Below are 23695 nucleotides of genomic sequence, written 5' to 3' on the forward strand. Positions count from 1 at the left end.
TGTCAGTATTTTGCAGAAACGCCGGGCAGGATGCACAGCATTTCATAAATCAGGTTCGCCGCCACCAGCGCGGTGTTCCCGCTCGGGTCATAGGGGGGCGAGACCTCAACCAGATCGGTGCCTACGATATTCAGCCCTTTCAACCCGCGGATCAGCTCCACGGCCTGTGGCGGGGTCAACCCGCAGATTTCCGGCGTGCCGGTTCCCGGCGCATAGGCCGGATCGAGGCTGTCGATGTCATAGGTGATGTAACAGGGCGTATCGCCAATCTTTTCGCGGATGCGTTTCGCCAGCGGTGAGAGGGATTTGTGCCAGATTTCTTCGGCCTGAACCACCGTGAACCCCCAGCGCCGCGCCTCGTCAAAATCGTCAGCGGCATAGCCTGTGCCGCGCAGGCCGATCTGGAACACTTTGTCATCCTGTAACAGCCCTTCTTCATGGGCGCGGCGGAACGGGGTGCCGTGGGCGATGTCCTCGCCAAACATATGTTCGTTAATGTCCGCATGGGCATCCACATGCACCAGCGCCACTGGCCCGTGTTTTTTGGCAATCGCCCGCAGCACCGGCAGGCTGAGCGTGTGATCCCCGCCAAGGGTCATTGGGATCACATCATGCTGCAACACATCGTCGTAATAGGCGGTGATCCGGCGGACCGTGTCCTTTAGATCAAAGGTATTGATCGCCACATCCCCCAGATCGGCACATTGCAGATGTTCAAACGGGGCGGCTTTGGTCCACATATTATAGGGGCGCAGCATGTTGCTTTCGGCGCGTATCTGCTTGGGGCCGAACCGCGTGCCCGACCGCCAGCTTGTGCCGATGTCCATCGGAATGCCGATAAACCCTACATCCAGCCCCTCGGCGGTGTCCGCCACAGGCAGGCGCATAAAAGTCCCCGGCCCGCCGAAGCGGGGCATTTCGTTTCCACCCATCGGTTGATTATACATCTTACGCTCCGAATTTCTGGCGATGGGCCCAGAGGCACATCAGTTCAACGGCAACATGGGCACCTGCGATGGCTGTCGCGCCGCTAACGTCATATTGGGGCGAGACTTCGACGACATCCATACCGATGACATTGATTCCTGCCAGTCCGCGCAGGATCGCTGCGGCCTGTGCGCTCGACAAGCCGCCCCAGACGGGTGTGCCGGTTCCCGGTGCAAAGGCAGGATCAAGGGCGTCGATGTCAAAGGTCACATAGGTTTTATGATCGCCCAGAACCTCTTTGATCCGCGCCACGGTCGCTTCGGGACCGATGCGGTGCACCTCGGGCGCGTCGATGATATTGACGCCAAGCGTGTCTTCATTGGTGGTGCGGATGCCCACCTGAACAGAGCGTTCGGGAATAACCAAACCCTCTTTCACGGCCTTGTAAAACATGGTGCCGTGGTCGATGCGTTCCGGATCGTCATCAACCCAAGTGTCGCTATGGGCATCAAATTGCAGCAAGGACACCGGCCCGTGTTTTTCCACGTGGGCCTTGAGGATCGGATAGGTCACATAGTGATCACCGCCAAGGGACAGGCAGGCGGTATCCGTCGCCAGAATACCGGCGATATGGGCCTGTAACGCCTTGGGAAATTCCCACGTTTTAGCATGATCAAAAGCCACATCACCATAATCGGCCACGTTAAATTCCACCAGTGGGTCCACATCCCAGCCATAGGGTGCATCGGGGGATTGCAGGCTGGATGCCTCGCGGATGGCGCGAGGGCCAAGCCTTGTTCCGGGGCGGTTGGTCACAGCGCAATCAAAAGGAATGCCCGTCACTGCCAGATCAACCCCGGTCAGATCCTTGCTGTAGGTCCGGCGCAAAAATGAGGTCACACCGGCGTAGGTTGCTTCAAACCCGTGTCCCTTATACCCCTGTCGCGTGATGCCTTCGTCAATGACTTTTGCTGCGTCTTCCAGTGCCATGATGCGCCTTTCGTGTGTTTGCCACAGCATTTGCACAAGGCACACAAAAAACAAGCCCGCTTTGCCACCAAAGCCGGAAATTCCCCAGCGTCAGAAAATGCGCACCATCACTCGTCGGTCGGGAAGTCCAGCAGGTTGGCATGGCGCAGGGTACGCACCGGATAGGCTTCGTCCGATTTGAATTTCTCCAGCGAAAAATCAGGCTCCAGCCGCTTCAGTTGATCGGCAACGATGTGCATCTTTTCCCGTTCTCCGGTATGGGCGAAAAGGGCCAGCAGATGGCGCAGCGGCGGACGGAAGTTCGGCGCGGCCTTGCGCGCGGATTCCCCGAAGAGGATCGCCTCGTCATACCGCCCCGAGGCAATGCAACTGATGCAATGGAAGGTGTCCCACCAGTGGTGAAAACTGGAACGCCCCGCAACTGAAGTGGCCTTTTTGGTCAGGGCATAGGCGGCTTCGCTGTCACCGTCCCACATATTTGCACTGGCCAGAGACACCATTGAAAACGCACCCGACAGGTTCGGGTCGAGCCGCTGCTGCGCCACCGCATTGGCCGCCCCGAGGTCGGCAAACATCAAGACCTGAACCTGACTGACCAGCGCCTGCACCAGCGGGTTTTCCCCGTCCAGTTCCATCGCCTTGCGGTTCAATTCTTCGATCTGGTCCAGATCGGCCTGCGCGTCCCGGCTAAGGAGTTCGGTCAGGCGGATGGTTTTCAACAGGCTCTGCCACGCCAGAAACAACCCGTTGCGGTCAATATCAAAGGCATTCTGGAACAGGCGGTCCGCAACGTCGAGACGACCCGCCTCAAAGCTTTCCATCTCGCGCACGGCCCGCCGCGCCATCGCAGCAGAGGCCAGCTCCGGGCGTTCGGACGGGAACGCCTTACCCATCGCATCAAGGGTTTTCTCTGCTGCTTCAATGGTGATGTCGGCCAGTAAATCCTCGCTCGCCGCCTTTAGTGCGCCACTGTTGACCAGCGCCTTTTGCGTGTGCAGCACCCGCCCTGTTCCGGGATGGATCAAACGGATGAAGGCTAGACTCTTGCCGTCTTCCTCTGCGACATGGGCGGTTATTTCGATCTCGGCCTCGTCGTGATCGCTTTCGGCCATGCGCACATCGACCTGACGCCATGCCCTTACTTGCTCGGCAATGTTCTGACCGATCTGATCCGCAAGAACATCGCTCAGGATGCTCTGAGAGCCGCCCAGCCCTTCGCTTCTGCGGGTGCGCAGGGTCAAGCCGTGGTTGCGCGCAGCATAGGCTGTCTTGCGACGTTCAAATGCGTCACGCAATTCCGCCAGCCAGTCTTCAAAGGCAGGGTCGCGCACGCTGAGCCCTTCCAGCAATTCGCGTGTTTCATCTGTGCGGATCTCTGCATTGTCCCAGTCAACGACCACCGCATTCACATCCAGACAGGCGGTGGTGCGATCCACGACAAAGCAGGATTTATACGCCCCGAGCGCCTTGCGGATCTGGGTCAGCTCCTGGCGCAGGCTTTGTCCGGCCTGCTCGGGATCCCGCCCGCTCCACAGCTTTTCCTCCAGAAACCGCCTTGGCCGCGCCTTTCCATCGGTTAACGCCAGTATCGCCAGCAAAGCGCAGGACTTTGCCCCTTTGGGTGTCAGATTCTCTCCGTTCGGGCCGGTAATTTGCAGTGGCCCTATGGTCTGGATCGCTAATGGATTGGTCACAACACTAAAATTCGCCTTTAATTCCCCTCGGACACGCCCCCACCGTCAGAGCCTGCACCCAATGGTGGTATCTTAGCAGGAGTTTCGCGATAATGTGAATTAATCGTGAATATATCCGGCATTTTGCAGCGATGATTTGACATAATCCTCCTCAGTTCATTCAATGTAGCCATTGATTGAAGGAGTTTGGTTTATGGCGATCTATACACCACAAGGCCCTCAAGGTCCGCAGGGTCCACAAGGCCCGCAGGGACCACAAGGTCCGCAGGGGCCGCAAACGCCTCAGGGTCCACAAGGGCCCCAAGGTCCACAGGGACCACAAGGCCAAGGCGGTTCCCCCTATCTCAGCACCGGACTGATCACTACGCGGGACGGCACGCAGCGGTTCTGGGACGGCACCCCGAAACGCCCTGTGTCCTATGAAACCGGCAATGGCAGCACCGCCGATCGGCAATGGCGCACCTTCAAAAAGATGGGCAGCTACCCCCGCTCCGCTGCCATTCTTGCAGAGATCATGGGGCTTTTGCGGGTCGATAACACCGTTGCCCACAATGAGGCCGGCGTCAGCTTTCAGGGCGGGACCATCCATACCCCGCTGGTCACGCTGACACGTCCGAGTCTCACCCAATTCAAGGAACAGCTTTACTACCTGCGCACCGCTGCTGACCTGCGTTTTGACCGACAGGCGGAAATCCTGTCGCAAGTGGGGGATCTGACCCCTTATTTCGGTGCGCTCAGCTATTTGTCCAACGACACCCATAAATGGACGCTGGAACTGCTGGCGCTGGTGCAGCGGACCTGTCAGGTCTGCGAAATGCGGCTGAAGCAGTTGTTTGACTGTCCCCGCCCGATTGCCTTTGCACAAGAGGTCCAGCCGATGATTACCTCACCGGACCACCCCGCATGGCCAAGCGGTCACGCCACCGAAAGTTTCGCCGCCGCCACCCTGCTTGCCCGGCTTAGCGATCCGGAGTTTCAGACGCCCGTGCAAGGCGTGCAGGACCAGTTGCCCGCCTACCGGCTGTCAGCGCGGATTGCATTGAACCGCACGGTGGCTGGCGTCCACTTTCCCACGGACAGCGTAGCCGGTGCCACCCTTGGCATCGCGCTTGCAGAATTCATCATCAACTATTGCAGTCAGGCGGATAAAACATCCGCATACGCCTTTAACGGCGGCGCGTTTCGGGGGGATTTCAACCTGTCGCTGCTTGGGGAAACCATGCCCGGCAGCAGTGATCCCACCATCACCCGCACCGAAATTTCGCTGCCCGCAGCCGGTCGGGAAAACCTGTTGTCAAAGCTCTGGGATGCCGCCGCAAAGGAATGGGCCTAACCGCCCTGCCCGATCAGGGGCGATAGCCGTTATCCAGACGCGCACGCAGCCCTGCTTCGGCTGACACAGCCAGCGGGCCGAGCTGGTCCAGCTCGTATTGCGGCACATAAGACCAGTCGAGCGCTGACAGCGCGGCCATCTCCCGCTTTGCATTGATTGATGGCGGATGCCACGGCCCGATGTCCGCACCACTGGCAAACAAAACAGCCAGTTGCCGCGTGATCTGGGGCGCCGCAACCGATGTGCCTGACATGACCGTCGCACTACCGCTGAGCGTGCCGCTCGCCAAGACGCCGCGCAGGGTCCAGCTACTGTCCCCAATGGCCGAAACACCGGGTTCTCTGGCAGACAAAGGACCGCCCGTTGCGCAATATGGCGCGGCAAATCCCGTATCGCACAGGGCCGCACCGACACAATAAACCTGTTCGGGCATCCCTGCCGACAGCCAGCCGGATTCCGTCCCGATCCGCGTCACCGGCCCGTCTGCTTTGGGGGCGTATTTGGTTTTTACTGGCGGTTTCCAGACCCATAACGCCGTGTCGTCCAGATAGGACTGCCGCGCCAGTGCCTGAAACCCCAAGGGCCGGTCGTCCCGCTGCACTTCGATCCGCACTGTTTGCGCGGCTGCGTTGGTCCCGAGCGTGATCTGCCACGGTCCGCTCGGGGCGAGCGGTTTGCCCGCCTCAAACGCGGCGGTCGGGGCGATTGCCAGCAGATAAGACGCAGAGGTTTGCCCGCCCCCGTCCAGTTGCTGCGGCGCAATTGCATAGATGCGGGCCACCGCCGGCGCCGATCCGCGCGCCAGTGAAACACTGTGACCAAGCGGAACTGTCCCGAGCACAAGAGGTTGGGACAAAAGACTGTCCATCCCGATCAACAGGGCGTCGGGATCTTCGGGGCGAAGTTCAACGAAACTCGGGGTGTAATCCTCTGATTGCACCCGCAAAGTCACCGATTGCGGTGCCTCCGGTTCCAGATCAAAGGTGCCGACCTGCCGCGTCAGCCCGTCATTGCCAAAGGCAAACACCACCCGCATCGGACGGCCTGTGCGGGCTTCCCGCCGGTAGACCTCGGCGGCGATCTGCCGTTCGATCAGGCTGGTTCCGTCCTTGGACCCTGCCAGCACACCAAGCGAGATATTTACCACCAGCGGGCGGTGCTGCCCGTCCACCTGCAACCTGTCCGCCTGCCAGATTATCCAGCGCAAGGCCCGCAGCACATAGGGCTGCAATGTGGCACCAGAGGTATCCTCTACCGCTTGGGGGGGCAGTTGCGCGGCCAGCATCGGACAGGCGCACAGGGTGTCCGCCCCGTCCAGCGGATCGGCCCCCGCCGCAATATCCGCGACAATCGTGCCGTGCGTGCTGGCCAGTTCGGAGCCGCCCCCCGCTGTGATGCCATGCCAGACCGGGCTGATCTGCCGGTCGTATAGCGCCTTGTTCATCGCGCTGTATTCCGCGGGCTCGTCCAGCCTGTCACCCTGCGCCAGCAGCGCGTCGATGTCGCCCGCCTGCAAAACCCGCCCGCAGTTTATCCCGATCTGGCCATCGGTGTCGGTGATGCTGTCCTCGCATTGCAACCAGATTGCCGCCAGCCGCGTCTTGCGTTGGGGCGCGGTTCCGGTGGTGAACCGCGCATTGAGATAGCCAATCGCATCGTCAATCACCGCCACAACAGGTGCAGGATGGGGGGCGCCGCCAGCGGGGGCGCGGGTGGATGGTTCTGGCGGGCGCGCCCCCCCGTTTGGGAGCGGCTCCAGCCATCTGCCGTAGACCGCGGCAAAATCCCCGAGCGATTTGGAGACATGCAAGAAAAGATCAGGCGCTGCATCTTCCGCCGGAGGATGCGCCAGCAACCGGTCGAGATGTGCCCGTTCGATCCCGTCTATCAGAAAATCCGCACCCTGCCCCGCAGCGTCGAGTTTACGTTTGATCCAGCGCAGGGTTTTTAGCAAGGTCGCCGGTCGTCCTGTCGGTTTCACCCGAACCAGCAGAGGCCGATAGCCAAGCGCCCCGCCACCCGCAGGCTGGTAAACGTGATCGAACCAGTCGAGATACCCGTCCACCACAGACGTTTCCTGCGGTGTGCCCCAGCTGAAATCCATCCCGATACCTCCGTAAACAATAAAAATTGCGCTTAATACGGAGTATCAGACGGTAGAACCGGCATTTGTGTCAAACACAAGTTATCGGCCGCGGCGCGATTAACGGATTATTCACACCCTGCATGGCAAAGTCAGATCGCGCGGGGGATCACCACGGAAAACCGGCTTCCGACACCAACAGTACTGTCAATTTGCAACCGGCTGCGGTGGCGCATCAGGATGTGCTTTACAATCGCCAGCCCCAATCCGGTGCCGCCCTTGTCGCGGGACCGCCCCTTGTCGATCCGGTAAAACCGCTCTGTCAGACGGGCGATATGCTCTGGCGCGATACCTTCGCCCTGATCGCTGACGGTCACACGCACCATGTCCGGCTCCATCTCGTCCACGCCGGCCTCAATGGACACCACAGCACCGTTTCGGGAATATTTCGCGGCGTTTTCGATCAGATTGGCAAAAACCTGTGTCAGCTCGTCCGTGATCCCGATCACCTCTGGCAGATCGGACGGAATATCAAGCCTGACCGTAGTTTGCTCGCGGTCCAGTATCGGTTCGAGAGAGGCGCTCAGCCGTTCCAGAATAGGGCGCAAATCGACCACCGTTGTCGGCGCATATTTCTCTTCGGATTGCAGTTTGGACAGGGATAACAGATCATCAATCAACCGCGCCATCCGCGCCGCTTCTTTCTCCATCAGGTAAAGAAACCTGTCCGACGCCTTTGGATCAGACCGTGCAGGCCCTTGAAGTGTCTCAATAAATCCATAGAGCGCCGTAAGCGGTGATCGCAACTCGTGGCTGACATTTGCCACAAATTCAGAACGCATCTGCTCGGCTTCCTCAATGTGGCTGACATCCTCAAAGCTGACAACAACCAGCGCGTCAGAGCGGCTGGCATCCGGATCAACCCGCACCGCCGACATGGAAAACGTCGTGGGCACAACCAGTTGCAACCGCACGTCCACTTTGGCCTGACCGCCTTCGTCGATCGTACTTTCGACCGCGCGGATACAGCGTTTGTTCGGCACGTAATGGGCCAGTTTGCGCCCCTGCGTGCCGGTCCCGAACAGGCTGACCGCGGATTCATTGCGAAACACAATGGTCTGGTCGCTGTCCACCACAAATACCGCAACGCCCAGCGCGTTCAGAATGGCCTTGATTCCTGCTTCCAGCATGCGCTGTCTCCTTTGCGCCCTCCCTGCCGCATCCATGCGTCAGGCTCAACCCGTTCCCGCGTTTATCCGGAAATTCCGCCAGAGCCATGCACGAGACACATATCGGCTTTAACAGATTGTCCGTTGTCCAAACGCCTTCCAGCTCCCATTTAAACCCCAACAGTATGACAGGCTCCTGACACGGAGTGAAAGGAACGAACATGGCTTATATTTCAGACACCAAACCAACCCTCGGCGGCGCTATCTGGTCCGCCCTGCAAACCGCCGGCGCCGCTGTGCTGCGCTTCTTTGAAGATCTGACACTCGCCGCATCCCGCGCCGATACCATCACCGCAATGCAGGATATGGACGACGACACCCTGCGCAGCCGCTACAATATTTCACGGGACCAGATCGTATCATTCGTTTTCCGTGACAAACTGGTCCCCTGAAACAGCGCTATCAGGCCCATAAACCGTCGGATTTGAGACCCGCAAGGGTCTCATCCAGCGATTTCACCGCCCGCTCGAACAACTGGTCAATATTGTCTTTGGTCATGATCAGCGGCGGTGAAATAATCATCGTATCTCCCACATGACGCATCACAAGACCGTTGGCGAAACATCTTTCGCGGCAACGCAGTCCCACGGTGCCTTTCTCCGCTTTGAACGGTGCACGACTGGCCTTGTCCGGTGACAGTTCCAGCGCCCCCATCATTCCGATAATGCGCGCTTCGCCAACCATCGGATGATCGCTGATCTCGCGCCATTTCTGCGCCAGATAGGGCGCGGCCGTGTCGCGCACATGCTCGATCACTTTTTCTTCTTCAAGAAGGCGCAGGTTCTCCAGTGCCACGGCACAGGCCACCGGATGACCCGAATAGGTGTAGCCGTGGTTGAACTCATCCGAGCTGATCACCCCGGCCACCTCATCACTCAGGATAGAACCGCCAATCGGTTGGTAGCCGCTCGACAGTCCCTTGGCGATGGTCATGATGTCGGGCCGGATGCCGAAAGTTTGGGACCCGAACCAGTTACCAGTGCGCCCGAAACCGCAGATCACCTCATCCGCAATCAGCAGGATGTCACGCTCGTCACAGATGCGCTGGATTTCCGGCCAGTAGGTTTCCGGCGGAATAATCACCGCGCCCGCCCCTTGGATCGGCTCGGCAATAAAGGCGGCAACCTTGTCTTCCCCGATCCGGTCGATCTCTGCCTCCAGCGCACGGGCGCGGGCCAGACCGAATTCCGCAGGGTCCATATCGCCGCCTTCCCCGTACCAGTAGGGCTGGTCGATGTGGGTGATGTCAGGGATCGGCATCCCACCCTGCGCATGCATCCCCACCATACCGCCAAGCGAGCCGCTGCCCATTGACGAGCCGTGATAGGCGTTCTTCCGGCTGATGATGGTTTTCTTCTCGGGCTTGCCCTTCAACGCCCAGTAATGGCGCACCAGACGGATGTTGGTGTCATTGGCTTCCGACCCTGATCCGGCAAAGAACACATGGTTCAGATCACCCGGCGCCAGTTCGGCAAGCCGCGCGGACAGGGCCACTACAGGGGGATGGGTGGTTTGAAAAAACGTATTGTAATAAGGAAGTTGCGCCATTTGCGCCGCAGCAACCTCGGCCAGTTCCTTGCGCCCGTAGCCCAGATTGACGCACCACAATCCGGCCATACCGTCGAGGATCTCAATCCCTTCGCTATCGGTCAGCATGACACCATCGGCCCGCGTGATCACCCGCGCACCCTTCTCGGCCAGTTCCGCGCCGTGGGTGAAAGGATGGACGTGATGGGCCGCATCCAACCGCTGCAGGTCGGCTGTGGGCAGGTGGTTGTCAATCCGTTTCATATTCACTCCTTCAAAGCATTACGGGCGATTTGCCGCGACGTTAGCGCGACAGTTCAAAACCCGTCAATCGCATTCGACAGAGTGGATCCAAACACAGGACGGACCGCGCCGCCCCGCTTCTTCTGGCAGATAAATATCCCCGAGCCAGGCGCAGGCCTGGGGCGGAACCGGCCGGACGCTCCGGCGCCCGACTGGTTGATGCGCCGGTTTTAACCCCCGCGGACCGCAGCAATCATCCGTTTGACGTTGTCAGGGTCCGCATCCGGCGTGATCCCGTGACCGAGGTTAAAGATATGGGGACCGCGGGAGAAGGCTTTGACAATGCGTTTGGTTTCGGAGACCAGACGCGGGCCGCCCTCTACCAATAGGGTCTGGTCAAGATTTCCCTGAACGCAAACAAAGGGTTGCAGGTTCTCTACCGCCCAGTCAGCATCCATTTCGCCGCCAATTGCCAGACCATCCACTTCGGTGTGTTTGGCATAGGCCGCGTATCCGTCCGGCGCCGCACCGCGCGGGAAACCGATGATGGCCAGATCGGGCCAGCGTTCGCGCAGGCGGGACACAATTTTGGCCGTGGGGCGGATACAGTATTTCGCATAAGACAACCCGTCGAGAGATCCCGCCCAACTGTCAAACAGCTTAACCACTTCTGCACCGGCCTCAACCTGTTTGGACAGATAGAGGATCGTTGCTTCGGTGATTAGATCAATCAACTTTTCAAACAGCGCCGTGTTCTCTTTCATCAACGCATGGGCCGGCCCCTGATCGGGCGTGCCCTGCCCTGCAATCATATAGGTCGCCACGGTCCACGGCGAACCGGCAAAACCGATCAGCGGCACCTCTGCGGGAAGGCTTTCACGCAGGTTGCGGATGGTCTGATAGATCGGGGACAGGGTCTCGTGGATGTCCTCTGCCGGACCCAGCTTGGCGAAATCCGCAGGCGTTGTAACGGTGGAAAGGCGCGGTCCTTCACCGGTGACAAACCACAAATCCGCCCCCAGCGCCTGTGGCACCAGCAGAATATCGGCAAACAGGATCGCTGCGTCAAATCCGAACCTGCGGATCGGTTGCAGGGTCACTTCGGTGGCCAGATCGGGATTATAGCACAGGGACAGGAAATCCCCTGCCTCGGCGCGGGTGGCCTTGTATTCGGGCAGATACCGGCCCGCCTGACGCATCATCCAGATCGGAGGCACCGGCAGGGTTTCCCCGCGCAGTGCACGCAACAGCAACTTGTCTTCGGTTTTCATCGCGCAGCCTTTCGTGCAAACTCCGCCCGCTATATCCCGCCACCGCCGTCGGGGGAACCCGTCCGCGACATTTTCCCGTTTGCTTATGGGCAAGCGCGGCCTTAAACCGCAACTTATGACCTATTCACCTGATACCCCGATGAACATTGGCACCCGCGGCTCTCCTTTGGCGCTGGCGCAGGCTTACGAAACCCGTGACAGGCTGATGGCCGCGCTGGACCTTCCCGAATCCGCCTTCAAAATCCACGCCATCAAAACCACAGGCGACCGCGTGCAAGACCGCGCCCTGAGCGAGATCGGCGGCAAGGGGCTGTTCACCAAGGAAATCGAAGAAGCCATGCTGGATGGCACCATCGACATCGCGGTGCATTCCATGAAAGATATGCCGGTAGACCTGCCCGACGGTCTGGTGATCGACTGCATCCTGCCCCGCGAAGACGTGCGCGACGGGTTTCTGTCCCCCAGTGTGACAGGGATTGCGGAACTGCCCCACGGCGCGGTTGTCGGCACATCGTCGCTGCGGCGGCGCGCACAATTGCAACACCGCAGGCCCGATCTGCAAGTGGTTGAATTTCGCGGCAACGTGCAAACACGGCTGCGCAAACTTTCCGAAGGGGTGGCGCAGGCAACCTTTCTGGCAATGGCCGGATTGAAACGGCTTGAGATGCCGGCCGACACCGCCACACCGATTTCCCCCGACGACATGCTGCCCGCCATCGCGCAGGGTGCCATCGGGATCGAACGGCGCAAGGATGACGAAACCGCAGCCAACGCGCTGGCCCTGATCAACGACACCGAAACGCAAACACGCCTGTTCGCAGAACGCGCCCTGCTGCGCGGGCTGGACGGGTCCTGCCAGACACCGATTGCGGGGCTGGCCCTGCTCGACGGCGACCAAATCACCCTGCGCGGTGAGGTATTGCGTCCCGACGGCAGCGAGAGCCTGACAGAGACCCTCTCTGGCGCGCGCACCGAAGCGGCAGAGATCGGCGCAGAGATGGCCGCCCGCCTGCGCCCCCGCATGGGACATAATTTTTTCTAAAAACCGCGCATAGAGGCGCTTTACAATCGCGGCCCAAACCGCAATTGTGCGCCTCCAGTCAGCCGGTTGCGGGCGTGATGGAATGGTAGACATAACAGACTTAAAATCTGTGGGCCTTTGTGCCGTGGGGGTTCGAGTCCCCCCGCCCGCACCAGTAATATTCAGCGGATTACCCTCTCTGACGTGATGGGTGCACTGTCCCGGTTTCGCAAAACTCCGACGATAATCGCCTTTGTGGTGGTAAGTATTTCTTAAGCTGTGGGGTGTATCCTGCCTGAGGGAGATACGACGTTTCGCGACCGCCGTACCGAAACAGCAAGCGGACCAGATGGAAAAGGGATTTCACAGACAGGTTATTTTAATAAGGGATTTGTGGGGATGGTATGCAGCTTGGAAAAAGGGCGGCACTTATCGCGCCGCCCTGTTCAATAAATAATTGCGCCGGACGAGATAGCTCCGGCGTTGCGATTTGATCTTTCCGGATCAGGTGATCTTTTTGTCGTCTACAATGTCCATCGTGGCCAGACCGCTCTGCCCCAGCTCAACCGAGGCGAAGGGTCCGCCTAGTCTGGAATGGCCCACATCGGTTGGATCCATTGGCGGTGCATCTTTGAGGATTTCTTGTGCAAACACCTCTGCATTGTCCTTCGGCTTATACCCCAAATGCCGCGCCTTTGTGTTGTCCACAGGTGCGCGGTCATTGTTGGACACGCCGTAAATCACGCTCCACTCCACCACAGGCGTTTCAATCGCGCGGGTGACGAGTTGGATCAGATCGTCGTATGACAACCATGTGCCCAGCGCCCGTGCGCCCGTAACCTGTGCTGCCGAAAGAATCCGCAGATGCACCGATTCCATCTGGCGTTTTTCCCAATACATCCGGCCCAGATCTTCGGTGAAACATTTGGCCAGACCGTAAAACGTATCCGGACGGTGTGGTGCATCTACGCCGATATTGTCCCGCGACGGGTGCATCCCGACCGCATGGATGGAACTTGCATAAACGATCCGGCGCACGCCGTGACGATAGCCTGCTTCCCACACGTTATACGATCCGACAAAATTCGGACCCCAAATCTCTTCAAAGGGAACTTCGTCCACGATCGCGCCGAAATGGATGACCATATCGGCCCCCTCCATCAGCGGCTCTACCTCGTCAAACTTGGCAATATCCGCCTGAACGAACCGCTCGTTGGGGTAAAGATTGCCAATGCCTTCTGCAATATCCGTAGACACCAGCTCTTCGCACATTTTTGACAGTGGCTCTCGCAGATAAGACCCGAGCCGCCCTGCAGCCCCTGTTAAAACCAGTTTTTTCAGCATGTTATCCTCTTAACTTTCATTCTTCGTATCGGTTCACGCGCGGCGACTTTCAAGTTGTATCGCCGCAGGGACGGTTCAAATCACCGCCTTTTCGTCGAAACTCTGCTTGTTTTCAATCCGCTCGAACCCGAAAGGCGTCAGGTCGAGCGAACGGTATTCCCCGTAAGAGATCAACTCTGCCACCCCACGGCCAAGCGCGGGGGATTGTTGCAAACCATGACCGGAAAACCCGTTGGCAAACACAAAGTTTGTCACATGGGGATGCCGCCCCACCACTGCGTTCTGGTCCAGCGTATTATAGGCGTAATGGCCGACCCAACTGTTCACCAGTTTAATCGCCTCAAACTGGGGAATCCGGTTGGCAATGGCGGGCCAGACCTTGTTTTCCCACAACCCGTGATCCGCGACAAAATCATCCGGCAAAACGGCGTGGTCATCTTCGGGTTCCGGCGGACAGCCCGCCATATAATATCGCCCGTCGGTGCGGAAATGCACGCCGCTTGGGTCGATTGTCAGCGGCAGGTCGCGGTCAAGCGGTTGTTCTGCTGCGAAAATATAGGTGTAGCGTTTGCGCGGCTCCACCGGAAGGTCAATGCCCGCCATCGCCGCCGTTTGCGCCGCACGCGGGCCGGATGCGTTCACCACCGTCCCGCAAGACACCACCTCCCCCGACCGGAGCGTCACAGACTCCACGCAATCCCCTGCGACAGAACAGCCCAGCCCGACCACCTCGTTTTCGATATATTCCACGCCCCGTTCCCGACCGGATTTCTTCCACCAGTCGAACATTGTGCCGCCGTCAAAATAGCCCTCATTCACCGTATTGTGGTTCGCGGCCAGAATATCATCGAGCTGATAAAACGGATATTCCGCCGCCAGTTCCGCCGCTGACATGTGCCGCGTCCCTGCGCCTTTCTGTGCCTGAAGCCGCTGCACGTCCTGCAATGTTCGGGCAAATTCCGGCGTATCTGCGAGGTACAAATACCCGAAGTTCTGCAGCACAAGATCGGGAACGCGATCATCACCCCCCATGAACGCCTTGAAGTTGTTGACAAATTCCGCGCCAAACTGCGAGATCTGGATATTGATTGCACGGCTGAACTGCTGGCGCATGCAGCTGTTGGTGTGAACGGTTGAACAAAACTCATAGCTTGCGTCCCGTTCCACAACCAGAATACGCCCGTCAAACCCTGACATTTCCGTCAGCCACCACGAAATAGAGGCGCCATAAATCGCGCCGCCCACTATGACCACGTCATAGGAGTCATGTTTCGGTGTCTTCGGATAGATGCCCGCAGCCATGTCTGTTCCCTTCCCTGTTCCCGTTGCAAAGGCGTAGCTTGGGGCTGGCAGCGACACAAGCCCAGACTATAGCTGTTCAAACCCGAAATAGTTTTCTAACGTCCCCCCATGATTAAGATCCGGCTGTTGTCTGTCCTTCTTCTTGCGCCCGCCGCCGCCTTCGCCCATGCGGGTCAGCAAGGTCTGATCCTGCTGTTGCCCACTGAAATCTATATCATTTCCGGCGGACTGGCGGTGCTGGCCACAGTGATACTGGCCGCGATGATGAACCATGCGGCGCTGGCGGGGCTGTTTCGCAGCATCCGCCTGTTTGATCTGCCCGCACCCGCACCCGTCCTGTTAAGCCTGTTGTCGACGGCTGTGTTTCTCGGCCTCGTCTGGCTTGGGTTGTTCGGCCCTTATGATCCCTTGGCCAATCTGATGACGCTGGGGGTCTGGACGGTGTTCTGGATCGGTTTCGTGATCCTTTGCGGTTTGTTTGGCAATTTGTGGGTCTGGCTCAACCCGTGGAGCGGGCTGTTCCGTCTGGTATCGGGCGGGGATTCCACGCCGCTGCTGCACCTGCCGGCTTGGGTCGGGCACTGGCCTGCGGTTGTTCTTTTGATGGCGTTCAACGGTTTTGGGATTGCCAGCTCCCATGCTACCGACCCGCGGCTTCTGGCGACTTTGGCGGTTCTTTACTGGATGTTCACCTTTGTGATGATGATGGTGTTCGGGGGGCAGAGATGGTTGCAACAAGGCGAATTCCTTACCGTCTTCATCGGCCTGATCGCCAAAATCTCTCCGCTCCGGCGCAATGGCGCGCTTCGCATCGGTGCACCGGGCTGGCGGATTGCAGAGTCCGGCGTGCCACCGCTCTCACTGGCGGTTTTCGCACTGGTGCTGCTTGGCACCGGCACGTTTGACGGTTTGAACGAGACCTTTTTCTGGCTGGTGCAGCTTGGCATTAACCCGCTGGAGTTTCCGGGCAGATCGGCCATTATCACCGAGACCCTTGTCGGGTTGATCCTGACAAACATCTGTCTTTGCGTGATTTTTTACGTCTGCGTCTGGATGACCGCACCGCAGGGACAAACCGGACATCTGTTTCGCCGTCAGGCGTTAACCATTCTGCCGATTGCACTGGCCTATCATTTCGCCCATTTCCTGCCTGCCCTGCTGGTGGATGGCCAACACGCGCTGGTGGCCCTGTCCAACCCGCTGGGCCGTGGCGCGGATTACCTGAACCTCGGGCCGTTTTTCGTATCCACAGGTTTCTTCAACACCACCGCAACCGTGCGGATGATTTTCCTCAGTCAGGCGGGGGCGATTGTGTTTGGCCATGTGCTGGCCATCCTCCTGTCCCACCGTATCGCCAGCGAATATTTTGCGACCCGACGGGGAATCCTGATCAGTCAGATCCCTCTCTCGGCCTTTATGATCGGCTATACTATTCTGGGGTTGTGGCTTTTGGCGACACCAAAGGGGGCGTAAAAAAAATGTAGACAAATTGTTAGTGTACATACAGACTTGACGAAAAAAGACTAACCCACCAACAGACGACTCGGAGGTTCCAATGAGAAAATTGATTAAGCCTACCCCTACGTTGACGCGCCGCACCCTGCTTGGAACAGCAGCCGCCGCCGCCGCGACCCCCCTCTTGGGGCGCTATGCCCAAGCCCAAAGTTCAGAGCCTATTCGCATCGGTTTTCAGGTCCACCGCACCGGCATTGGTGCATCCTACGGGCGTTGGTATGACCGCACGACCACCGCCGCTGTAAAGCGGATCAACGATGCGGGCGGGATCAACGGCCGCCCTGTCGAGATCATTGCAGAAGACGATGGCACCGACCCCAAACGGGGTGCCGAAGTGGTTGAGAAATTCGCAACCCAACACAATTGCGACATCGGGTTCGGGACGCTGTTTTCCCATGTGGTTTACGGATCGGCCCCCCGTGCGGGCGAATTGAAACTGCCGTATTTCGTGGTTTCCGAAGGCCATCACGTCGCCTCTGGCGCGTTGAACCGCTGGACCATGCAACCCGGCATTACGGATGTGAAATCGCAGGTTCAGGCGATGGCACCGTTTGTTGCAAATAATCTCGGCAAGAAAGTCACCATGATCTATCCCGATTTTGCGTTCGGGCATGATCACCGTGATTATTTCTCTGAGGCGATTGAAAAACAGGGGGGCGAGGTTGTAGCCAAGATCGCCATTCCGCCCAGTGAGACCTCTTTCACCAAGTATTTCCCGAAAATCCCGCGGGACACAGAGGTGATTTACCACGTGATGATCGGCCCTGCTGTTCTGACCTTCGTGAAGGAGATGGGCGAGTTCTTTGGCCCCTCCAAGCCGGAAATCTTCGGTTTCCTCGACAGTCTGGAGGCGGTGGACATCAACTCGCCCGGTCTGGAATTTCTTGAAGGCACCTATTTCTGGGAAGGCAACCCGCGCTATGCGCAGGCGGACCAGTCGAGCCATGACAAACTGTACCGCGAGGCTGTGGGCGTGGATGACAACGGCGCGTCTGTGTCTGATGCCAAGGATGTCTCGACCTATTCCCATATGTTTGGCTGCTGGGAGACCCTGAACATCATCAAACGCGGGATGGAGGCTGCCGATTACAAAGGCACAGCCGACCGGTCCAAACTGATCGAAGCGATTGAGGAGATGACGGACATGCCGCTGTCGGACGATCATCCGCAGGGGGCGAAACGCTTTAACGGTAAAACGCACCAGACCTTTGGCCACCAGTATATATCCAAGGTGGACAGCGGCAAACTGGTTCTGGCCCATACATCTTCCATCGAAGATACGCTGTATGAAGACGAAGTGGATTACACCACACAAAGCTTCTGAACCGAGCTTGCGATCCGCCAAGAATGGCGCAAACACGGAGAGCCACCCTGCACGCACACGCCGGGTGGCCCCCCAAGGCGGAACTGCCACATAACCGCTCAGTGGCGCGCCTTATCACTTGCAAACGGGACGGGGCATTCAATGTGCCGCCCTTATCAAAAGACGATCACCGCTTGTGTCGAAAGCCGCTAATGCCCCCAGTTTCATATACTATTCATACAATCCGCGGGTTTCAGAATCTGTGCGATAACGCACTGTTTTGCAAATCAGTTGCCACACCGCCCGCCACCGGCATGTGGGGCTAACCGATGGAGTTTGGCCCCCACCTTTTGCTTGCCTCACTAGAGGGCGCAACCACCGCCGCTGTTCTGGCACTCACCGCTATGGGGCTAAGCATCGTCTTCGGCGTGATGCGCGTGGTCAATGTGGCCCACGGCGAATTCTACATGGTCGGCGCTGTGCTGGCGTGGTTTATCGCCACCAGTGTCGGTGCCCATCCCGCGCTTGGCTTTATTGCGGCGCTGCTGATTGCGCCTCTGCTGGTGGGGCTGCTTGCGGCTGGGGTGGACAGGCTGATCCTGCGCCATATCAACTATGATCCCGAACGCACCATCGTTGCCACCATCGGCACGCTGTATATCCTGCAACAAACCACGCTGATGACCTTTGGTCCGGATGCCCGTCCCGTGGAGCCGCCGTTCAACACGCGCATTGCCCTGCCGTGGTTTGAATGGGGCGAAAACGGGTTTGAAGTCTACTTTCCTTGGGGGCTTTCAACCACATCTTACAAACTGTTCGTCATTGCAGCCGCCGTTGTGATCCTGATTACCCTCTGGCTGGCCATTACCCGCACCAAGGCGGGGCTGGTGATGCGCGCTACCCAACAGGACAGTGATATGGCACAAGCCTTTGGTATCCCTGTCAAAACCGTTTATTCGGTCGTCTTTGGACTGGGCGCAGGGCTGGCTGCTATCGGTGCGGTTCTGGTGGTGCCGATCCAGCAGGCCTATTACCTGATGGGGCATGATCCGCTGCTTTTATCCTTTATCGTCGTGATTATCGGCGGGCTAGGCTCTCTGCCCGGCACCATTATTGCGGCCATTCTGATCGGAATGGCGGACGGGATTATTTCGGTCTTCTTCACGCCGACGCTGGCCAAGATTTTTGCCACACTGGTGGTGGCAATGGTGCTTGTGTTCCGTCCAAAAGGTCTGCTCGGGAAGTCCACATCATGAGCGATACAGGAAAGACCCACGGGCTTCATTTCGGGTTGATCGGCCTGCTTGCGCTGGCTTATTTTGTGCTGCCCGCCTATCATTCGGGCAATCTGGCCAGTGTTATGGTCATTGCCATCTACGCAATGGGGTACAACCTGCTGTTCGGCTACACGGGGCTGCTGTCCCTTGGCCATGCGCTGTTCTTTTCTGCCGGTCTCTACGGGCTTGGGCTGACGATGCATCTGGCGGACTGGACGCCGCTGCCTGCCTTTGCCGCCGGACTGATCGCTGCCCTTGTGGTCTCTGCGGTGATCGGGTTTCTGATCCTGCGCACCACGGGCGTTGCCTTTATGATCGTGACACTGATGTTCGCGCAGGCAGGCTATCTGACGATCCTCTACTTTGGCAAATACACCCGTGGAGACGAGGGCTTTGCCCTGCAACAGGCAAGCCGCCAGATCGCGGGGTATGACCTGAGCGATCCGGGCGTGCGGTATTTCTGTGCGCTGGTACTGTTCTCGGTCACGCTGCTCGGGCTGGCCTATATGATCCGCGCGCCGTTCGGGCGGACATTAGTGGCCATTCGCGAGAATGAGGAACGGGCGCGGATGCTCGGCTATAACGTCACCGCGATCAAGCTGAAGGCGGTGATCGTGTCGGGTGTTGTTTCGGGCGCTTCGGGTGCGACATACGCGCTGTTGTTCGGCTACGCGGGGGCGACCTTTGCCACCGTGCAATATTCGATCTTCCCCCTGCTCTGGGTGCTGGTCGGTGGGGCTGGCACAACGGTCGGCCCCTTTGTCGGTGCCTTGTTCATGTTCTACCTGATCGACTACGCCTCTGGCAAAACCGAGGCTTATTTGCTGGTGGTTGGTGTGACACTGGTGCTGGTTACACTGTTTCTGCCCCACGGCATTGTCGGCACGATCCGGACCCGTTTCCTAAGGTGGCTGCCATGATTCTGACTACACGCGGACTGACCAAAGCCTATGCCGGTGTGAAGGCCAATACGGATGTGGATTTCGATCTGCCAGCAGGCCAGACCCGCGCCATTATCGGGCCGAACGGGGCGGGAAAATCCACCTTTGTCGGCATGATCTGCGGGCGCATTCCGGCCACCCGTGGCACGGTGACGTTTGACGGGCAGGACGTAACAGCCCTTCCCGCCCACAAGCGGATCGAGCGGGGCATGGCCTATACCTTCCAGATCACTTCAGTGTTTCCGGGGCTTCCGGTGCGCGAGAATGTGGCACTGGCCGCACGGCGCGGATTGGGCCGGAACAAAGCCGCGGTGCGCGCCAAAACGGATGAGGTTCTAAGCCGTCTTAACATAAGCGACCGCGCCGATCAGATGGCAGGCGATCTGTCCTACGGCCATCAGCGCATCCTTGAAATCGGCATGGGTCTGGCACAGGAACCGCGCCTGTTCATTCTGGATGAACCGACCCAAGGGCTGGCGGAATCCGAAGTGGAAGAGTTCAACACGCTGATCAAAACGCTGGATGCAGAAACCACAATCCTGTTGATCGAACATAATATGAATGTGGTGATGGAGGTGGCGGAATACATCACCGTACTGGATCAGGGGATGGTTCTGGCCAATGGCACGCCACAGGAAATCCGCGCCAATACCGCCGTACAAGAGGCCTATCTGGGGAGCGGACATGCTTGAACTTTCACATATCCAGTCGGGCTATGGCCGTGTTCAGGTACTGTTTGATGTATCGCTGACCGCGAAAGCGGGGGAAATCACCTGCATTATGGGGCGCAACGGGGCGGGCAAAACTACCACGCTCAAGGCGATCATGGGCATGTTGCCCCTGACAGCCGGTTCTGTGACGCTGGACGGTGTGACCCTGTCCGACCTGCCGCCCCACGGCGTGCCAAAATCCGGCATCGCCTATGTTCCCCAAGGCCGGCGGTTGTTTTCCGAACTGACCGTGGCGCAAAATCTGGAGGTGGGGTTGCTCCACACCAAGGACAAGGCCGCCACGCGTGAAGAGGTGCTGGACCTGTTCCCCCGCCTGCGCGAACGGTTGAGGCAACAGGCGGATACGCTTTCAGGGGGTGAACAGCAGATGCTGGCAATGGGGCGTGCCCTGTGCTTGCGTCCCAAAGTGTTGCTGCTGGATGAACCGACCGAGGGGCTGCAACCCTCTATGATTGATCTGATCCGTGACGTGGTCTTGCAGATGAAATCCCGCAATCTGGCGGTTGTTCTGGTGGAACAGCGCATTGATGCGGTTCTGAACATTGCCGATCAGGTGGTGTTTGTGGAAAACGGCCGCTCGCTAGAGACGACAGACACGGGTGCGCTGCGCGAAAACCCCGAAAAGCTACACCATTACCTTGGCGTATAGAGGAGAGAGCCCATGGAAAAGACAGTGATCAAGAACATCGGATTAATGCTCTCGGGCCGGATCGAAGAGCCGATTCTGGACGCGGATTGCATCATCGCCATTGACGGCAAGATCAGCGAAATCGGCCGCGGAGCCGAGATGGACATAGATCAGGCCGATACGATCGTAGATGCCAATGGAGTCACGCTCGCCCCCGGTCTGATCGACAGTCACATCCACCCCGTTGTCGGGGATTATACCCCGCGCCAGCAGCAGTTGCACTGGATCGACAGCACCCTGCACGGCGGTGTCACCACGCTGATTTCAGCGGGCGAAGTGCATATGCCGGGCCGCCCCAAAGATGTGGTGGGGTTGAAAGCGATGGCGATTGCCGCCCAGCGCTGGTACGAAAACTTTCGCCCCTCCGGTATGAAAGTCCACGCTGGTGCGCCGGTGATCGAACACGGTATGGTGGAAGAGGACTTTAAGGAACTGGCCAGTGCAGGTGTCAAGTTGCTGGGCGAAGTGGGGCTTGGCACCGTGAAGGATGGCAAGACTGCGCAACAGATGGTCAGCTGGGCGCGCAAATACGGGATACAGTCCACGATCCACACCGGCGGGCCGTCCATTCCCGGTTCCGGCCTGATTGATGCGGATATGGTGCTTGAAACCGGCACGGATGTGGTCGGCCATATCAACGGCGGACACTCCGCCCTGCCCGACGATCAGATCATTTGCCTGTGTGAGAATTGCACCGCAGCGCTGGAGATCGTGCACAACGGCAATGAACGGGCGGCCCTGCTGACGCTGAACACCGCACGGGAGTTGGGCAAGCTGGATCAAGTGATCCTCGGCACGGACGGTCCGGCGGGGTCAGGGGTGCAACCCCTTGGTATCCTGCGGATGGTGGCGATGCTGTCCTCGCTCGGGAACGTGAAAGCCGAAACCGCCTTTTGCTTTGCCAATGGCAACACGGGGCGGCGGCGAGAGCTGGACACCGGCCTGATCGAAGTGGGCAAGGCTGCGGATTTCGTGCTGATGGATCAGGCACAACATGCACCGGGCAAGCATATTCTGGAAAGCATTGAACTGGGCAACCTGCCCGGGGTCGGAATGACGATCATTGACGGCAAGGTGACATCGGGACGGTCCCGCAACACCCCGCCTGCGAACAGGTTGCCCGAGGTTGTAAGCTGAAACCTTGTTGGGGTCAGGGGTTCAAGCGAACATAGGTCTGATCACCCTGCAATAATGAAGCGTCTTATATGAAGCTTCATTATTGAAGCGTCTTGGAAGACGCGTCTTGTATGACGCTTCATATTTGCAGGGTCTAAATTAACCCTCTGTTAAGAAATCCCGCCATCTAACTACCCGCCATCCCTTCATCCCGCCGGACGGGATGCCGCCAGTTTCAGCACGTCCCAGTAGTTCCGCCCGATCCGCATTTTATCGCCATAACCCTTCTCCAGCATCAGCCGGTGCAACCGTGGCAAATGCCGACAGGGTACATGCATGATCAGATGATGCTCCAGATGGTAATTTACCCAGTACGGCGCCAGAAACAGCCGCATCAACGGTCCCGCTTTGGTGGTGCGCACGTTGCGCAGGGGATCGTCAGAAAACTCTACCACGCCATGTTCGGCAATATTGCGCACCCGCAGCACCAACTGAAACCACGTCAACAGCGGCAGCGCCCAGAACGCAAACCACCACCACCACGCGCCAATAGCCCACATCACCCCAAAAATCACCCCGTTGGCAATCAGCGCACGCCCGAGAACCGGACCGGAAAACGCCTGCGCCAGATCCTGACGGGTCATGCCCTCTGCTTCCCCTGCCAGTTTGAAGGCCATCATGATCTGCTGGCTGCGCTGGCGAAATCCGGTCTGCCCGGTAATATCGCGCAGCAGCTTGCGCCGCAGGCTGGCCTTGGTGGTTGGAAAGGCGCGGGACAGGTTCAGGTCCGGATCTTTTTCGGTCTGGGTGTGCTGGTGGTGCTTCAGATGATAGCGGCGGTATTCAAACATATCCGCAAGGATCGGCCGCCCGCACAGCCACTCCCCCGCGAACTCGTTATATTTCCGCGTCTTGAACAGGGCCACATGGGCCGCTTCATGCATCAGGATTGCCAGCCCCAACTGGCGCGAGCCGATCAGCATCACCGCCAGTACGAAGGTCAGCACATTGGGCCAGAGCGCAAACAGCGCCAGCGCCAGCGCGATCACCCCCCAGCAATGCAGCACCAGCCACGCGCCCCAAAGATCAGAGCGGCCATTAAAGCTGCGGATTTCCTCTGTATTCAGATAAGCACGACCCGGTGTCATCACGTCCTCCCG

Annotated in this window: 20 protein-coding genes and 1 tRNA gene; 11 read left to right on the forward strand and 10 right to left on the reverse strand. The window is 58.7% G+C overall.

The features are described from left to right. Positions 1–2 precede the first annotated feature (2 nt). The 3 genes from speB (BFV97_RS09880) to BFV97_RS09890 form a co-directional block, all read right to left on the reverse strand. Entirely contained in the window at positions 3–947 is a 945-nt protein-coding gene (gene speB, locus BFV97_RS09880) for an agmatinase (RefSeq protein WP_069300187.1), read from the reverse strand. A 1-nt stretch (position 948) separates the two neighbouring features. Further along, the gene (gene speB / locus BFV97_RS09885; RefSeq protein WP_069300188.1) at positions 949–1917 is read right to left on the reverse strand and encodes an agmatinase; all 969 of its coding nucleotides are present in this window, start codon (positions 1915–1917) and stop codon (positions 949–951) included. A gap of 107 nt (positions 1918–2024) precedes the next feature. Then, the gene (locus tag BFV97_RS09890) at positions 2025–3611 is read right to left on the reverse strand and encodes an AfsR/SARP family transcriptional regulator (RefSeq protein WP_157888307.1); all 1587 of its coding nucleotides are present in this window, start codon (positions 3609–3611) and stop codon (positions 2025–2027) included. A gap of 193 nt (positions 3612–3804) precedes the next feature. On the opposite strand from BFV97_RS09890, the gene BFV97_RS09895 reads away from it, so the two are divergent. Next, on the forward strand, positions 3805–4944 hold the full coding sequence (locus BFV97_RS09895) for a phosphatase PAP2 family protein (RefSeq protein WP_069300190.1): 1140 nt from the start codon (positions 3805–3807) through the stop codon (positions 4942–4944). Between the two features lie 13 nt (positions 4945–4957). On the opposite strand, the gene BFV97_RS09900 is transcribed toward BFV97_RS09895, so the two are convergent. Together BFV97_RS09900 and BFV97_RS09905 are read right to left on the reverse strand one after the other, a co-directional pair. Continuing rightward, complete coding sequence (locus tag BFV97_RS09900; RefSeq protein WP_069300191.1) at positions 4958–7048, reverse strand: S8 family serine peptidase; 2091 nt, start codon at positions 7046–7048, stop codon at positions 4958–4960. A 131-nt stretch (positions 7049–7179) separates the two neighbouring features. Then, a complete protein-coding gene (locus tag BFV97_RS09905; protein ID WP_069300192.1) occupies positions 7180–8217 on the reverse strand; it encodes an ATP-binding protein in 1038 nt (345 codons plus the stop codon). Between the two features lie 200 nt (positions 8218–8417). Here BFV97_RS09905 and BFV97_RS09910 point away from each other — a divergent pair, with 200 nt between their 5' ends. Continuing rightward, positions 8418–8648, forward strand: coding sequence for a hypothetical protein (locus BFV97_RS09910; RefSeq protein WP_069300193.1), 231 nt, complete (start codon positions 8418–8420; stop codon positions 8646–8648). A 10-nt stretch (positions 8649–8658) separates the two neighbouring features. Here BFV97_RS09910 and BFV97_RS09915 read toward each other — a convergent pair whose 3' ends face one another. Continuing rightward, positions 8659–10047: an aspartate aminotransferase family protein gene (locus BFV97_RS09915; protein WP_069300194.1), complete on the reverse strand. Its 1389-nt coding sequence runs from the start codon at positions 10045–10047 to the stop codon at positions 8659–8661. Between the two features lie 209 nt (positions 10048–10256). After that, entirely contained in the window at positions 10257–11297 is a 1041-nt protein-coding gene (gene hemE, locus BFV97_RS09920; RefSeq protein ID WP_069300195.1) for a uroporphyrinogen decarboxylase, read from the reverse strand. Positions 11298–11412: 115 nt separating this feature from the next. Here hemE and hemC point away from each other — a divergent pair, with 115 nt between their 5' ends. Both hemC and BFV97_RS09930 read left to right on the forward strand, forming a co-directional pair. Then, a complete protein-coding gene (gene hemC / locus BFV97_RS09925) occupies positions 11413–12339 on the forward strand; it encodes a hydroxymethylbilane synthase (RefSeq protein WP_069300296.1) in 927 nt (308 codons plus the stop codon). Positions 12340–12407: 68 nt separating this feature from the next. Then, positions 12408–12493: transfer RNA gene (locus tag BFV97_RS09930), tRNA-Leu, on the forward strand. A 329-nt stretch (positions 12494–12822) separates the two neighbouring features. Here the strand turns inward: BFV97_RS09930 and BFV97_RS09935 are convergent. Then, the gene (locus tag BFV97_RS09935; protein ID WP_069300196.1) at positions 12823–13662 is read right to left on the reverse strand and encodes an NAD-dependent epimerase/dehydratase family protein; all 840 of its coding nucleotides are present in this window, start codon (positions 13660–13662) and stop codon (positions 12823–12825) included. 75 nt (positions 13663–13737) lie between these two features. Further along, positions 13738–14964 carry an NAD(P)/FAD-dependent oxidoreductase gene (locus BFV97_RS09940; RefSeq protein ID WP_069300197.1) on the reverse strand — a complete coding sequence of 409 codons (1227 nt, stop codon included), beginning with the start codon at positions 14962–14964 and terminating at the stop codon, positions 13738–13740. Between the two features lie 108 nt (positions 14965–15072). Between BFV97_RS09940 and BFV97_RS09945 the strand changes: the two genes are divergently transcribed. From BFV97_RS09945 to BFV97_RS09975, 7 genes are all read left to right on the forward strand, one after another. Further along, complete coding sequence (locus BFV97_RS09945; RefSeq protein WP_069300198.1) at positions 15073–16437, forward strand: hypothetical protein; 1365 nt, start codon at positions 15073–15075, stop codon at positions 16435–16437. Positions 16438–16519: 82 nt separating this feature from the next. After that, positions 16520–17803, forward strand: coding sequence for an ABC transporter substrate-binding protein (locus tag BFV97_RS09950; RefSeq protein WP_069300199.1), 1284 nt, complete (start codon positions 16520–16522; stop codon positions 17801–17803). Between the two features lie 308 nt (positions 17804–18111). After that, the gene (locus tag BFV97_RS09955; RefSeq protein WP_069300200.1) at positions 18112–19038 is read left to right on the forward strand and encodes a branched-chain amino acid ABC transporter permease; all 927 of its coding nucleotides are present in this window, start codon (positions 18112–18114) and stop codon (positions 19036–19038) included. Continuing rightward, a complete protein-coding gene (locus tag BFV97_RS09960; RefSeq protein WP_069300201.1) occupies positions 19035–19979 on the forward strand; it encodes a branched-chain amino acid ABC transporter permease in 945 nt (314 codons plus the stop codon). Before BFV97_RS09955 ends, BFV97_RS09960 begins: the two co-directional genes overlap by 4 nt. Further along, the gene (locus BFV97_RS09965) at positions 19976–20692 is read left to right on the forward strand and encodes an ABC transporter ATP-binding protein (protein ID WP_069300202.1); all 717 of its coding nucleotides are present in this window, start codon (positions 19976–19978) and stop codon (positions 20690–20692) included. The genes BFV97_RS09960 and BFV97_RS09965 overlap by 4 nt, the downstream gene beginning before the upstream one ends. Beyond that, positions 20685–21380: an ABC transporter ATP-binding protein gene (locus BFV97_RS09970; RefSeq protein WP_069300203.1), complete on the forward strand. Its 696-nt coding sequence runs from the start codon at positions 20685–20687 to the stop codon at positions 21378–21380. The genes BFV97_RS09965 and BFV97_RS09970 overlap by 8 nt, the downstream gene beginning before the upstream one ends. 12 nt (positions 21381–21392) lie before the next feature. Further along, positions 21393–22556 (forward strand): amidohydrolase family protein, encoded by a 1164-nt coding sequence (locus BFV97_RS09975; RefSeq protein WP_069300204.1) that lies wholly within the window; start codon positions 21393–21395, stop codon positions 22554–22556. A 185-nt stretch (positions 22557–22741) separates the two neighbouring features. Here BFV97_RS09975 and BFV97_RS09980 read toward each other — a convergent pair whose 3' ends face one another. After that, positions 22742–23683, reverse strand: coding sequence for a fatty acid desaturase family protein (locus BFV97_RS09980; protein WP_069300205.1), 942 nt, complete (start codon positions 23681–23683; stop codon positions 22742–22744). Positions 23684–23695: the final 12 nt, after the last annotated feature.

The organism is Neptunicoccus sediminis, assembly GCF_001719615.1.
Classification (GTDB): Bacteria; Pseudomonadota; Alphaproteobacteria; order Rhodobacterales; family Rhodobacteraceae; genus Amylibacter; species Amylibacter sediminis.

Coding starts and splice junctions, on each gene's coding strand:
- hemE (WP_069300195.1), bottom strand. CDS start 11,297: ATGAAAACCGAAGACAAGTTGCTGTTGCGTGCACTGCGCGGGGAAACC.
- BFV97_RS09960 (WP_069300201.1), top strand. CDS start 19,035: ATGAGCGATACAGGAAAGACCCACGGGCTTCATTTCGGGTTGATCGGC.
- BFV97_RS09970 (WP_069300203.1), top strand. CDS start 20,685: ATGCTTGAACTTTCACATATCCAGTCGGGCTATGGCCGTGTTCAGGTA.
- BFV97_RS09915 (WP_069300194.1), bottom strand. CDS start 10,047: ATGAAACGGATTGACAACCACCTGCCCACAGCCGACCTGCAGCGGTTG.
- BFV97_RS09955 (WP_069300200.1), top strand. CDS start 18,112: ATGGAGTTTGGCCCCCACCTTTTGCTTGCCTCACTAGAGGGCGCAACC.
- BFV97_RS09935 (WP_069300196.1), bottom strand. CDS start 13,662: ATGCTGAAAAAACTGGTTTTAACAGGGGCTGCAGGGCGGCTCGGGTCT.
- BFV97_RS09895 (WP_069300190.1), top strand. CDS start 3,805: ATGGCGATCTATACACCACAAGGCCCTCAAGGTCCGCAGGGTCCACAA.
- BFV97_RS09940 (WP_069300197.1), bottom strand. CDS start 14,964: ATGGCTGCGGGCATCTATCCGAAGACACCGAAACATGACTCCTATGAC.
- BFV97_RS09945 (WP_069300198.1), top strand. CDS start 15,073: ATGATTAAGATCCGGCTGTTGTCTGTCCTTCTTCTTGCGCCCGCCGCC.
- BFV97_RS09965 (WP_069300202.1), top strand. CDS start 19,976: ATGATTCTGACTACACGCGGACTGACCAAAGCCTATGCCGGTGTGAAG.
- BFV97_RS09980 (WP_069300205.1), bottom strand. CDS start 23,683: ATGACACCGGGTCGTGCTTATCTGAATACAGAGGAAATCCGCAGCTTT.
- BFV97_RS09900 (WP_069300191.1), bottom strand. CDS start 7,048: ATGGATTTCAGCTGGGGCACACCGCAGGAAACGTCTGTGGTGGACGGG.
- BFV97_RS09975 (WP_069300204.1), top strand. CDS start 21,393: ATGGAAAAGACAGTGATCAAGAACATCGGATTAATGCTCTCGGGCCGG.
- speB (WP_069300188.1), bottom strand. CDS start 1,917: ATGGCACTGGAAGACGCAGCAAAAGTCATTGACGAAGGCATCACGCGA.
- speB (WP_069300187.1), bottom strand. CDS start 947: ATGTATAATCAACCGATGGGTGGAAACGAAATGCCCCGCTTCGGCGGG.
- hemC (WP_069300296.1), top strand. CDS start 11,413: ATGACCTATTCACCTGATACCCCGATGAACATTGGCACCCGCGGCTCT.
- BFV97_RS09910 (WP_069300193.1), top strand. CDS start 8,418: ATGGCTTATATTTCAGACACCAAACCAACCCTCGGCGGCGCTATCTGG.
- BFV97_RS09950 (WP_069300199.1), top strand. CDS start 16,520: ATGAGAAAATTGATTAAGCCTACCCCTACGTTGACGCGCCGCACCCTG.
- BFV97_RS09905 (WP_069300192.1), bottom strand. CDS start 8,217: ATGCTGGAAGCAGGAATCAAGGCCATTCTGAACGCGCTGGGCGTTGCG.